Below are 13,046 nucleotides of genomic sequence, written 5' to 3'. Positions count from 1 at the left end.
TTCCTATACTTCCTGCTCGTTTGCCTTCTGTTTTTCTGGATTATTGATTTCCGCTTTAAATCCTTTGGCTGGTGGCAAACTTGAGTTCTTTGAAGTCTTCTTTGGTTTCTTTTCTAACTGCTTCTGTAGTTTTTGTAGTTCTTCCCATAACTTAACTATCAAGGCTTCTTTTGCCTCGTCTGTTAGTTCTTTTAGGTTGGGTAGTTCTTTCATTTCTTTAATTTATCAGCTTTTGCCCCTTTGTCAATTTTCCTACGTTGAGCTATTACTAATATTTTTGTTCGCATCTCGCTGGACTTTGCCAACGGACTGCACCCATCGCCATTCGCCATCAGTTTGCCAAATCCGAAACTCACTATTGAAGATCCCATTTTCTTCTATATGAGCATTACCCTCAGCTTGAGCAATATCGTCGGGATGAACAAATACACGCCAATCTTCATATTTGGAGATTTGTCCTTGATTTGGTAGACCATAGATGGCATACACCCGATCATCCCACATCAGCCAATGTTCTAGAGTCCATTCCCAGATTCCATAACCTCCAGCTTCCATCGCTAACGTAAGGCGATCGCTGAGATTTTGGAGAGCAATTTCTGCCTGTTTGCGATCGCTAATATCGGTCAGTGAACCCACAAAGCCAATGGGTTCACCGTTGGCATTCATTTCAGTACGCATTTGGCAATAAAACCAGACAATACTGCCATCATCACGCAAGATCCGCGCTTCATTTTGAAACAAACTTCCATCATTTGCCAGCAACCATTGCTGAACTTGCATTTGGGTATATGTCACATCGTCAGGATGAAGAGTTTCTAGCCACTGATTATTTAAGGCAAAGCTTGCTGGTTTGCCAGTCATTTTGCACCAGTCCTCATTGACATAGATGCAGTTACCCTCAAGGTCAAAACGGAAGATGCCTACAGGTGCAGTTTTAGCTAGGGTGATATACCGCATTTCACTATCGCGTAGGGCTATTTCTACCTGTTTGCGATCGCTAATATTCTTACTGACACCGATGGTTACTCCATCATCGCTGAGCGTTAGCGATAACTCTTGATTAAAGGTAGTTCCATCTTTGCGGGTAGCGATCGTCTCTCCCAGCCAATAGCCATCGCGTATAAAGACAGGAACAGCTTCCCGTTCTAAACGGGCGACTTCCTCAGCACTATATAGGATTATCCAAGGTTGACCAATCAGTTCGTCGGCACTGTAGCCAAACATATCTAGTTGGGCGCGATTGGCATAGATAAAAATATTGTTTTGGGTAATGCCAATACCATCAATGGCGTTTTCGATGGTGGTGAGTAGTTGTTTAATCTGACTCTCTGCTTTTTTGCGATCGCTAACATCTGTAACAAACCCGAATATTTTAAGCGGCTGACCTACGTTATCATGAAGTAATGTCAATTCATCATAGACCCATACATAATGATCATCGCGATGACGCAGACGATATTCAAGTTTGAGGATGCCATACTCAAATAAATCTGGTATTTCTGCAAGCACTCTTGCGGCTTCATCTGGATGCAGCCTCTGCAACCAAAAATCAGATATAGCGTAAATTTCCTCTGGCGTATAGCCCAGTAAGGTTTCTACATTTTTGCTGAAAAAGGTGCAAGTATAGTCTCCGTGAGGCTCACAACTGTAAAGGATGGCAGGATTGGCATTGAGCAAGAGGTTAAGACGAGCTTCGGAGGCGGCGAGGGCAGCAGTGCGATCAATTACCTGCTTTTCTAGCTCTTGATTTAGAACTGCAAGGTCAATTTGAGCCTGTCTGCGCTCAGTGACATCTTGAGCCATCACCAATTCCGCACGCCTTCCCTCAAACTCTATGGCATAGGAGTTTATCTCTACATAAATGAGTCGCCCATCCCGTAGGCAGTGCCGCCAGATACCTGCTTGATCTAGTCCAGAGTCCACTTGAGCCACATTCGCCAACAGCCGAGGTACATCCTCTGGTGGGCGAATATCTGCGATCGTCATGCTCAAAAACTCATCTCTGGAATAGCCATATCTGGCGATCGCTGCATCATTAACTTTTAAAAACTGTAAAGTTTCCAAGTCAAAGATCCACATTGGCTGAGGATTACAATCAAACTGCTGCCGATAGGTAATTTCTCTAGCTTCAAGATCCGCAAGTTGTTGTTGCTGATGGTCAAGTTGCTTTTGCAGTTGAGACTGGATGCTTTGAACAGTTTCCCGTTCTGCTATTAACTGTTCAGAAAGTCTTTGGATTTGAGCTTGCGCCATTTTTAGTTGCTTTTGCAAGTCAACTTTCCTAGACATGATTTTTCCCTGAAATATAAATAAAACTAAAGTAATTAATATTAGGTTGATTGAGCTAGTTTATGTAGATATCCCAAAGTATTGAGTGATTATTTAGATAGTCACTCTTGCCTTACCTAATATATGGAAATCCCCTATTTTATTGTAATTTTAATGGTTGTCTATGCCAAGGTGTTACTGATTCCCTAAAACTTATAAATTATTTATTTGTTTCTATAGCAGTCCTACAGCGCTTTGCAATTTCTCGAAACCCTAAATAGGCTGTAAATCATTTGTGTTTTGGGGAGTTTGTGGAAGCGCTCTCTTTCAGGGAGCGCTTCCACAAACCATTTAGGATTGCTATATGATGATATTGATTAAGCAACGAAAAGTTAAAAACGAATCAAGGGTTTATGTCATCAGCGATCAGTGTGGAAAAATTAGTCTCCGATGCTAAAGAGACCGCAAGCAAGCTAAAAATCGACAAATTCGATATTTATGGTGCAATCGTCGATGAAACTAGTGCTGAAGTCGATAGTGGCGCACCCAAACAAGTATCAGCCTCTAACCGCGCTAGCATCACCGTGCGGGTTTGGAATGAGCAAGGAACTGTCGGCGTTACTTCTACCACCAATATCGATCGCATTGGCTTAGAACTTGCTCTCCAAAGCGCCCATGAGGCAAGTTTCTTTGGTGCTAAGGAAAATATTCCTGATTTTAGTCCCGAAGCGATCGCTGATATTCCCTCTCGCGAATCACAGACTGCACCACAAACTGCGATCGAGCAGCTAGTTGCAACCCTCTTGGGTGCAGAAAAAGAATTATTAGCGAAACATACAGCGATCGCAGGTGTTCCCTATAATGGACTATCTCAACGTGATGTCAGTCGCTTCTATTTGAATAGTGCTGGTGCAATGCGAAATGAGAGTAGTTCCTATAGCTCTATCTATCTCTATACTAAAACGGAAGAGGAAGACAGAAAACCTCGCAGTGCTGGCGCTTATCGAGTGAGTCGTAGTTTTGAAGATTTAGATGTCAAGGGCTGCATCGAGGAAACTGCGGAGAAAACGATTAGTCATTTAAACTATGACAAAATCAAGTCTGGCAAATATTTAGTTGTGTTTTCCCCTGAAGCATTTTTGAGCTTAATCAGTGCTTTTTCGAGTCTCTTCAATGCTCAAAGCATTCTCGACAAAAATAGTCTCTCTAGTCCCGAATCTATCGGCACACAGATCGCATCACCACTATTAAATGTTAGCGATGATGAACTGCATGTGGGAAATGTAGGCTCATCAACATTTGATGGAGAAGGCACTCCCACACGCCGCACTCCATTAATTGTGAATGGAGTTTTAACTAATTTCTTACATAGCTCTGTCACCGCAAAACGTTTAGATGCTAAGCCCACAGGCAATGGTAGCATTGGCTCGAAGGTTTCAGTCAGCCCTAATTTCTTCCATATTGAGGGTAGTAGCGAGGCTAATGCACCTAATGAAAAAGTCTACGATTTGGCAACGGCTGAGAATATAATTTTGATCGATGATCTACAAGCACTTCATGCAGGCGTGCAGGCTTCGCAGGGTTCTTTTTCTTTACCCTTTGACGGTTGGCTAATCAATAAAGGCGATCGCGTTAGCATTGATTCGGCTACGGTGGCTGGTGACATCTTGGACTTACTAAAGGCGATCGTCTACATCGAACCAGAAGTAAAAATTACGCCTTCAGGTGTTGCACCACAGATTTGGGTAGAAGGACTATCAATCACAGGTGAAGCTTAAAAAAGTGGGACACAAGGTGTCCCACTTTTTAGGTTTTGGCATTGTATAAGTTAGTATTTGTCATTTGAGCGCCATCAAAAAGAGTCTCTTGCAGATTTGCCCAACTCAAGTTTGCGCCCCGCAAATCAGCCCCCCGCAGATCTGCTTTGCGTAAATCTGCACCCTTAAGATTGGCATGACGCAAATTTGCCCGATGCAGATCTGCATTATTCAAATTGGCATAACTTAGATCTGCCCCAGTGAGATTGGCTCGACAAAGTTTCGCGTTAGCCAAGTTAGCCTTGCTCATGAGGGCATGACTAAGGTCAATCTTATGAAGATCGATCGCCTGTAAATCTACTCCCACTAAAACAACGTTAGAAAATACTTTTCGCCCCGATCGATAGATTTGCAAAAATTCTTTAGCATCCATTAATTGATTAGCCTTGGCAACAATCTTTATGTAGTTATTGTACAAACAAATTTTTAAAAGACATACTAAGTAAATCTCTTAAAAATTAATTTATAGCAATAAACCCAAAAGATTAATGGCAGCGCTTTGCGCCGCCTCTTTTGGGTTTTACAAATTAACTTTCAAACGAATCAAGATCTAATGCTGCGGAGCCTCCCTTCTCTAGCTCAATCAACATCTTTCCTAGTTGTCTCCAAACTAGTAGTGCAATACCAACGGTGATAGGAATCGCAACGATATAGCCAAATAGAGATGGGAAGCCAAACACCTCTAGCCCTGTTGACATAAAGACAGCGATGCTAATAGTCATGCCTATGTAAGGGACTTTGATACTGGCACTCTTTAGTTCTAGCATGACGCGAGAAGACTTACTGCTTGACCAGATACTAACCAAATTGCGTAAAGTTACTTCAAATGATCGTCCACAGGCAAGTCCAGCAACAAGGGAAATCGCAAACAAAAAATATGGTGGATCGGAGGGAAAATAGTAATTCACAAGTATATAAAGTTTTGTAGTGTGTCTTTATATTAAGCTTAATAAGTAGCTGGGCTTAATTAAAATCTAAAACCAGAGGTTGTTCCGCCCGCTACGCGGGCGGAACAACCTTTTTGGTTTTTAGTTTACTTATGCCTAGCTACTTAGTATTGCACGGTACATAATCATATTTCCTAATTTATAGCTGTCGCCCAAGAAGTGAGGGGCGGCGCTTCGCGCCGCCCCTCACTTCTTGGGCGACAGCAAAACTTGCTTTGCTATAGAACTAAATTAGAGCTTAGCCGTAAAATAAGAAACCGATTTTTTGATAGCGGGGGGTCACTACGCTATCAGAATAATTGCAGAACCCTTAACGGGTGTTAAGTAAAAAGCTTCTCCTTTTGCCACCCCAAGAATTAATGGTGCGGCGCTAAGTGCCACACCATTAATTCTTGGGTAATCTTAAGAATATTTATGCCATTTTTGCCAAGTTATGATAACGTATTGGCACTTTCCTGCTGCCAAAAACTAGCTTACCTGCCCCCCGATCGCCATCGCGTATATTAAATATGTACATTAAAAATGTAGAACTCACCAGATTTAAGTCCTTTGGCTCAACTGTGTCCATCCCATTAATGACTGGGTTTACGGTTGTTTCAGGTCCCAATGGTTCGGGTAAGTCGAATATTCTTGATGCACTGTTGTTTGCGCTAGGACTTGCAGGCTCAAAGGGGATGCGGGCTGATCGCTTACCAGACTTGGTGAACCAAGCCCATAGTAAAAAAGGTCGGATGGTTGAGGCGATCGTTACGGTTACCTTTGCCCTTGAAGATGCTGAAGTGACGGCTTTACAGGCTGAAGGCGTAGAAATACCTACAGCAGAGGGGCAGTCTGTGGGTGAATGGACAGTGATGCGAAAATTGCGAGTTACTAGTCAGGGGACTTACACTTCTACTTATTACATTAATGGAACTCCTTGTAATTTAAGTGAGTTACATGAACAATTAGCCAAATTCCGTATTTATCCTGAAGGTTATAACGTTGTTTTGCAGGGGGATGTTACGGGTATTATCTCCATGAATTCACGAGAACGGCGGGAAATTATTGACGAATTGGCAGGGGTAGGTGAATTTGATCGCAAAATTGCTACGGCAAAAGATAAGTTGGATGATGTCAAAACTCAGGAAGAGAGATTTCGGATAGTTGAGCAAGAACTAATTGCCAATAAGGAGAAACTAAAAGGCGATCGCGTTAAAGCCGAAAAATATAAGGCGCTACGATTAGAATACGAACGAATGGAAGCTTCGGAGGCAGTTCTTCAACAGCGTGAGATTCTCTATCAACAGTCACTTCGCAATGTTGAGCTGATTAATAATAAGGAACAATGTAGTAATTTAGAAAAATCTCTAGCTGAACTATCGCAGATAATCGAGACAGGCACTGTCCAACTTAATGAATTAAGCGATCGCGTCCATACTCTGGGCGAAGAAGAATATCTCTCGGTTTCTAGTAACTTATCGGCACAGCAGGCGGAACTACGCGGTTTACAACGTCAACAGCAATCTCTAACTAGTTCCTATCAAAATAATCAAAACCATATCGTCAATACCCAAGAGGAAATTGATCGCCTCTTACGTGAATCTGAAGAAATAGAATCGCAAAAGCAATTTAAAGAAGAGTCGGTAATTACTGCGGAGAAATCTCGCGATCAACAGTCATCGATTGTTTCGCAATATCGCAAGGAAGTCCAAGCGATCGCCTCGGCTTCATCGGAGTGGGTGCGTCAACAAACACAATTACGTCAGGACGCAGATCAAGCCCAAGCAGAACTCGATCCCCAAAAGCAAGAGCAAACTCGACTTCGGGAAGTTCTGAACCAACGTTCAATTCAATTAGAAGCACAGGAATGTGAACTACAAGAAGTCATGGCTGGCGAGGGTCGCTATGCCGTTGACATGTTGTCTAATCAGTCCCTTGAAGATGCTCTACGTCTGCAAGAAGCAGAAGTAAGTGGAGCCGAGACTTTAGTCCAGACCCTAGCTAAAAATCTTGCCGAGGCTCAATTAGAAGTGCAACTTCAGAATGAGACTATTGACCGAATTACTCAAGAGCAGCGTGTCAAAACTCGCCAACTTGATAAATTGGAGGCACAGGTACAGGCAAGCCGCGAAGTACAAGGAACTAAAGCTTCGCAGGTTGTAATCGAAGCGGATCTGTCAGGAGTATATGGCTTAGTCGCTCAATTAGGACTGGTCGAACCTCGCTATCAATTGGCTCTGGAAATTTGTGCAGGTGGACGTTTAGGAAATTTGGTGGTTGAAAATGATGAAGTTGCTGCCGAAGCGATCGCACTGCTGAAACGCGAACGCGCAGGTCGAGCTACCTTCTTACCTTTAAACAAATTACAGTCCGCTAGATTTCCTTCGCGTACTGAAGCCCAAAAACTAGGGGCGATCGACTATGCCTTCAATCTGGTCACCTACGAAGATCGCTATCAAGATGTTTTCTCCTTTGTATTCGGGAATACCCTTGTATTCGAGCATCTCGACCAAGCGCGATTCCATATCGGCAAATACCGTATGGTAACCCTAGAAGGGGAAATTCTGGAAACATCAGGGGCGATGACTGGCGGTAGCGCTCCTTTGCATTCCAGTCTCCATTTTGGCAATACAAAACCTGCGGAATCTTCGGAAACAAAGCAACTACGCGATCGCCTGTTGGAAATCGATCAAATGTTAGCGCGGCTGAATCAACGTTTGCGTGGGGCATTAACGGGAATTGCTAAATATGAAGAGCAATTGCAAGCAGCAAGAACCACACATCGCGAAGCCCAACTCAAACGCGATCGCATCTACGAACAAATCGAACGCAATAGTCGCGATCGCTCTCGACTGCAAGACCAAATCCAACAAACTCGCACTGCTATTGAGATTGGGCAGTCACAATTAAATACCCTAGATGGAAACATTGCTGAACTAGAAGCAAAACTTCTAGTCAAGCGTGCTGAACTTACGGAACTCGAAAAATCGGGAACCCATACCCGTTGGCTCCAAGCTCAAGATGCCCTGCAAGGTCAAGAGGCTCTGCTCAATAGTGCGGAAATTGAACTGCGCACTGCCAAACAACAGTTAGGAGAATTAGAAAATCAGCATAAGTTAGCCTTGGAGAAAATGGCGCAGCGTCAAACTCGTCTCCAAGAATTGCGTAGTACTCAAGCCGAACTGATCAATAGTACATCACAAATTCAGCATCAAATCAAACAAACAGAAGCAGCGATCGCCTCCTATCAATCTCGATTAGAGGTTCTCGAACAAACCATTGGCTCCGCAAAACAAGAACGTGATGCCTGTGAGCGATCCCTTCGCGCTCAACAGCAACAACAACAGCAGCAACAATGGCAACTCCAAAAAAATTGCGAACGTCAAACCGAACTCGAACAGCAAATCGCTCAATTCACGGAACAACTAGATCAAATTGAACTTCCTGATATTGTTCCTGAAGTTCCTGAAACCATGACTCTCGAACAACTGCAACTAGAGCAACGCCGCTTGCTTAAGCGCATTCAGTCCATGGAGCCAGTCAATATGATGGCGATCGCTGAATACGAAGCGACATCCCAGCGTCTTGAAGAACTTAGCAATCGTCTAGAAACCCTTAACCAAGAACGTACTGAACTTTTAATCAGAATTGAGAACTTTACAACTTTACGTCAACGCGCTTTCATGCAAGCCTTTGATGCCGTCAACGGTCATTTCAAAGAGATATTTGCCGAACTCTCTGATGGCGACGGCTATCTGCAACTAGAAAATCCCAATGCCCCTCTGAGTGGTGGACTGACTTTGGTTGCTCATCCTAAAGGGAAACAAGTTCAGCATTTAGCATCCATGTCTGGTGGTGAAAAATCTCTCACTGCCCTCAGCTTTATCTTTGCTTTACAACGCTATCGTCCATCACCATTCTATGCCTTTGATGAGGTAGACATGTTCCTTGATGGCTCGAATGTGGAGCGTCTATCAAAGATGGTACGGAAGCAAGCTAATCTCGCCCAATTCATTGTGGTCAGTCTACGCCGCCCAATGATCGAAGCCTCAGAACGAACAATTGGTGTAACTCAAGCAAGGGGTGAGCATACGCAAGTTTTGGGATTAGAACTGCGATCTCCTTCAATCGCAACTTCATAAAAAACCGATTTTGGTATTTCCATCGCCTTCGGCGATGGAAATACCAAAATTTATTAAAATTGTCCAAAAAAGGTTAGGATCATCAACGCATTGTGCTGTTCATCTCAGACCACTAAACTTTTCTTGGCACAATTTAATCTCTATGCCGCGTATTAAACTCGAACCTCTAGGAATTACGATCAACGTCTCCGCAAAAAATGGATTGTGGCGATCGCTTAAACATGCCAAGGTTGAACTAGTCGCAACTTGTCAAGGACAAGGAACCTGTGGTACTTGTGCTTTAAGAGTGTTTGAGGGAGCAAGTTGCCTTAGTCCTATGCAAACCCTAGAACAAGTCACTCTTAAAAATACGCGCCGCGATCTATCGCTTTATCGTCTGACCTGCCAAGCTTCAGTTTTAGAGGATGGAGTTGTTTTTTACTTAGATAACAAAGCTGACAAAAAACTAGTACAAATTTTTGAACGACTTAAAAACCGTATTGCTCCTCGCAATATCTATCACCCCATCACCAATGATTTGTTAGTTCAAGAAGGGAATCTAATTACACAAGAGATTTTAGAACGGTTACTAAGTGATTCCTAAACATAAGAGGCGGCGCTTTGTGCCGCCTCTTATGTTTAGAAAAACAAATATAGCAATTTTATAGCTACCGTCGATTGTGTTAGGACAAAATCAAAACCCAAGAGGAGAATGGCGGCGCTTCGCGCCGCCATTCTCCTCTTGGGTTTTATGTCTACACTTGGCGACAGCTATAAAAGAGTCGTGAGATTAAATAATTTGTGAAAGTGTGCCACAAAGTGGCACACTTTCACAAATTATTTAGGACTGATCTAGTGTTAAAAATTACATATTTTTTTTAACTTTTAGATACTTGTCTTTTAAGAGGCTATAGACTGGTTATCAAAATTATTACCTCTAACTGTTGCATCTTTCATGATTTATGAATTAACCATGCTTTGTCCTATCTTCCACAGGATAGGGCAGTTCTGTTAATCACAGACTTGAAAACCTTTATGTTTCGGATTGGGGGATTTTTTACAAACTTTATTCTGATTTTTAAATCATTTTTTTGTCATTAATCCAACTTAAAACTTTAAATATTATAAAAACTTATAAAAATAAAAAAATTTAATAAACAACTATAACAAATTGCACAATGCATACATTAACAATGAATAACTCAGATTCTTTTTTTGAAGAATTGGTGGATAAGCCGCATCAAAAAAAGCAGCTTATCCATTTGGCTTTAGCTGAGTCAACACCAACTGTATCGCAAGTTATTCTTCAAGAAATCAAAAAAGACAACCGTTGGGTTCCCGATATCTGCCCCAATTACCAGCAATTGGTTCAGACTGTTACTCAACAATCTTCTGATCTAATTTTATTGGGTAAATTGGAAGATTTAAATTGGTTAGAGGCTTGTCGCCGATGCCTCAAACAATGGCAGAACTTGCCGATCATTTTACTAGTTGAGCAACTGGAAGTTGGTGATTTTTTTCGGAAGTGGGCGATTGCTCGGGGTGTGCATGACGTAATTAGTGTGCATCCTCAAAATGTACATCAATTCCAGAAAGCGTTAATTCGTAACGTCTTGAAAATTGCGATCGCCGATTCTAGCCAAAACAATCAAAATATTGATGAAGAAGCTAATTCTGACAAGTCTGACACTCTCACTTGGGAGGCAACCCTAGTAGCCCTAAACCGACTGACTAAGTACAGTTCCAGTTATTTAGGTCCATTAGCGATCGCCAACTATTGGAAAAAAAGCCATGCTAGTCTCGTTTCACTTCATCCCTCTCTTGAATATTGGAAAGTTGACTATCAAGGACAAATAAGCTGTCCTTTTATCTCTGAGCAAATTGAGCCACTAACCCCCGTTCAATTGCAAGATGTTCAAACATGGGTAAGAGCTTTTTTGAAAGAATGTGAGCGAGTCATTGTTGACTTCTCACAGATATTACAAGCCAAATCCCTATCTGCCGATGTTTCCAAGCTAGTTTTCCCCGTTGAATGAGATCGCAGTGAAACAGATAAAATTACAACCTTTAAATCAAGATGTGGAGGTTTCAACTGACAGTACTTTACTCAGTGTTTTGATTAAACAGGAGATGAATGTACTCCAAGCCTGTGGTGGTCAGGGAAGATGTGCAACTTGTCATGTATATATTCAAGCAGGGGAAAAATCTCTTAGTCCCAAAAGTGAACAGGAAATATTAACCCTAAGCTTTATCACTTCATCTAAAGCAAATTCACGTCTGGCTTGTCAGGCAAAGGTTTGGCAAGATGGCATCGTGATTGAAGTTCCGCAAGGAATGTACATCGGTTCGATTGGAGAACTAAAAAACTTAATCGGAAAGCGCGCTCAGCAAAATCTGATTCATCCGTTAACTGGTGACGTTTTAGTTGAAGAAGGTAAGTTGATTTTACGATCAGCTTTAGAAAAAATGTCTGAAATTGATTCCTCTTTTAGTACTGATTTAAGTCAAATTTTGTTACCACCAGAAAAATCTATGGCTTCAGGTAAATAACATTACTGAAGCTCTGCGATCGCAAATTAATATCTATTCCATTGCATCAATCTGCATCAATCTGAGGATTGCAAATGACCAAATCAACCTTTCGTAATAATACAACTGAAGAATCGATTCTTCAGTTAAACTCCTTATCTCAAGTTTGTCATTACAGTCGCCATACATTCTTTAAATTTGATCAGTCTAAAGGACAAATTAGAGACTGGAACCAACACCAATATGTGTTGGCTAGTGATGATTTTATTGTGTCATTGCTCAAAGGACTAGACCATGAAGTGGGCGAAGCTTCTGGGTGGTTGATGTATTTGATCGGCAAAGATTGGGGAACTGAGGATGCCAAAGATTTTAAAATCTGGTTTGAGAGAGATTATCGTTTCAGTATTAATAAGTCCAGTCTTAGCTTTGCCCTAGAAACTTGGTGGTGGCCGTTGACATCTCAGGGCTGGGGAAAATGGAATGTCGATCTCAGTTCAATTCGTGAAGGTTTCATATTTGTTGATCTATTTGATTCGGCAGTAGCAAAATCGATGGGAAATATTGGTAAGCCTGTATGTTTTCTTTATGCAGGATTATTAGCGGGATTCTTTTCGGTGATGCTTAATCGCGGTTTAAGTAGTACTGAAATCCAATGCTATTCGATGGGGAATAACTTCTGTCGTTTTTTGATTGGTTCAGAGACTCGGATTAAAGCCGCTGAATTTTGGCTAAGTTCTGGTGCTACAGCTCAAGAAATTGAAGCAAGGTTACTTGATCAAGATTCTACTAATGGTAATGGAAGGTTACTTGATCAAGATTCTACTAATGGTAATGGACTGTAGCGAAGTAAGTAGTTATTTCCCATCCCAAGACGGAGAAACAACTACTTACCTGAAAAGGGCTATGGCTCAGTCAATGGATACAGGAGGAATTTAAGTTGAGAAGAAAAAGTAATCATCGAGCCGATCACACTTTAAAAAATTGGTCGTTAAAGAATTGGCTACATGGGCTTAAAAAGCTATGGAAGTCACTAATTAAATCGCTCAAAGTATTTTTCACTGCGGATTTAGGTGGTTCTCCTTCCAAGCGATCGCGGCGATCGTCATACTATGAAGATCTCAATGGGCAAAGCCATTTGAGTAGTGAGTCGCCGATCTTGAATTCGCGTCCTGCCAGCTTTTTATTGGGTTTAGACAATATTGACAATTTGGAATTTTTAACGACCAAAGAGTTAATTGAGCAAATCGAGTGGAATGCTGAGAGTCAGGAAGTGTTGATTGCGAAGGAGGAAGATCTGACTTTGCTGGAGGATTTGCTTGTTAATTTTCCTGATTCCTAATTCCGTCCCATAAACAAATGTGCTTTGCACATTTATTTCAAAAATC

The 13,046-nt window shown here is 41.8% G+C and carries 11 protein-coding genes; 7 read left to right on the top strand and 4 right to left on the bottom strand.

Annotation, left to right across the window (positions count from 1 at the left end):
- Nucleotides 1-3: 3 nt before the first annotated feature.
- Together ABM313_RS05810 and ABM313_RS05805 are read right to left on the bottom strand one after the other, a co-directional pair.
- Nucleotides 4-213: a hypothetical protein gene (locus ABM313_RS05810; protein WP_434683819.1), complete on the bottom strand. Its 210-nt coding sequence runs from the start codon at nt 211-213 to the stop codon at nt 4-6.
- 39 nt (nt 214-252) lie between these two features.
- Nucleotides 253-2,289: a PAS domain-containing protein gene (locus tag ABM313_RS05805; protein ID WP_434686741.1), complete on the bottom strand. Its 2,037-nt coding sequence runs from the start codon at nt 2,287-2,289 to the stop codon at nt 253-255.
- A gap of 392 nt (nt 2,290-2,681) precedes the next feature.
- Here ABM313_RS05805 and ABM313_RS05800 point away from each other — a divergent pair, with 392 nt between their 5' ends.
- The gene (locus tag ABM313_RS05800; RefSeq protein ID WP_434686740.1) at nt 2,682-4,046 is read left to right on the top strand and encodes a TldD/PmbA family protein; all 1,365 of its coding nucleotides are present in this window, start codon (nt 2,682-2,684) and stop codon (nt 4,044-4,046) included.
- Nucleotides 4,047-4,074: 28 nt separating this feature from the next.
- Here the strand turns inward: ABM313_RS05800 and ABM313_RS05795 are convergent, their stop codons facing one another.
- Nucleotides 4,075-4,503, bottom strand: a complete 429-nt coding sequence (locus tag ABM313_RS05795) for a pentapeptide repeat-containing protein (protein ID WP_434686739.1) — start codon at nt 4,501-4,503, stop codon at nt 4,075-4,077.
- Nucleotides 4,504-4,612: 109 nt separating this feature from the next.
- On the bottom strand, nt 4,613-4,993 hold the full coding sequence (locus tag ABM313_RS05790; RefSeq protein WP_434686738.1) for a hypothetical protein: 381 nt from the start codon (nt 4,991-4,993) through the stop codon (nt 4,613-4,615).
- A gap of 548 nt (nt 4,994-5,541) precedes the next feature.
- Here ABM313_RS05790 and smc point away from each other — a divergent pair.
- The 6 genes from smc to ABM313_RS05760 all read left to right on the top strand — a co-directional run bounded on the left by smc (nt 5,542) and on the right by ABM313_RS05760 (nt 13,000).
- On the top strand, nt 5,542-9,153 hold the full coding sequence (smc, locus tag ABM313_RS05785; RefSeq protein ID WP_434686737.1) for a chromosome segregation protein SMC: 3,612 nt from the start codon (nt 5,542-5,544) through the stop codon (nt 9,151-9,153).
- A 142-nt stretch (nt 9,154-9,295) separates the two neighbouring features.
- Nucleotides 9,296-9,736 carry a 2Fe-2S iron-sulfur cluster-binding protein gene (locus tag ABM313_RS05780; RefSeq protein ID WP_434686736.1) on the top strand — a complete coding sequence of 147 codons (441 nt, stop codon included), beginning with the start codon at nt 9,296-9,298 and terminating at the stop codon, nt 9,734-9,736.
- Nucleotides 9,737-10,310: 574 nt separating this feature from the next.
- Entirely contained in the window at nt 10,311-11,168 is an 858-nt protein-coding gene (locus ABM313_RS05775) for a hypothetical protein (RefSeq protein ID WP_434686735.1), read from the top strand.
- 7 nt (nt 11,169-11,175) lie between these two features.
- Nucleotides 11,176-11,682, top strand: a complete 507-nt coding sequence (locus ABM313_RS05770; RefSeq protein WP_434686734.1) for a 2Fe-2S iron-sulfur cluster-binding protein — start codon at nt 11,176-11,178, stop codon at nt 11,680-11,682.
- 74 nt (nt 11,683-11,756) lie between these two features.
- The gene (locus tag ABM313_RS05765) at nt 11,757-12,503 is read left to right on the top strand and encodes a V4R domain-containing protein (protein ID WP_434686733.1); all 747 of its coding nucleotides are present in this window, start codon (nt 11,757-11,759) and stop codon (nt 12,501-12,503) included.
- Nucleotides 12,504-12,598: 95 nt separating this feature from the next.
- Nucleotides 12,599-13,000: a hypothetical protein gene (locus ABM313_RS05760; RefSeq protein WP_434686732.1), complete on the top strand. Its 402-nt coding sequence runs from the start codon at nt 12,599-12,601 to the stop codon at nt 12,998-13,000.
- Nucleotides 13,001-13,046: the final 46 nt, after the last annotated feature.

This window comes from Pseudanabaena minima str. Chao 2107 (assembly GCF_051131155.1).
GTDB lineage: Bacteria > Cyanobacteriota > Cyanobacteriia > Pseudanabaenales > Pseudanabaenaceae > Pseudanabaena > Pseudanabaena minima.
This window is presented reverse-complemented; position numbering and strand designations above follow the sequence as displayed.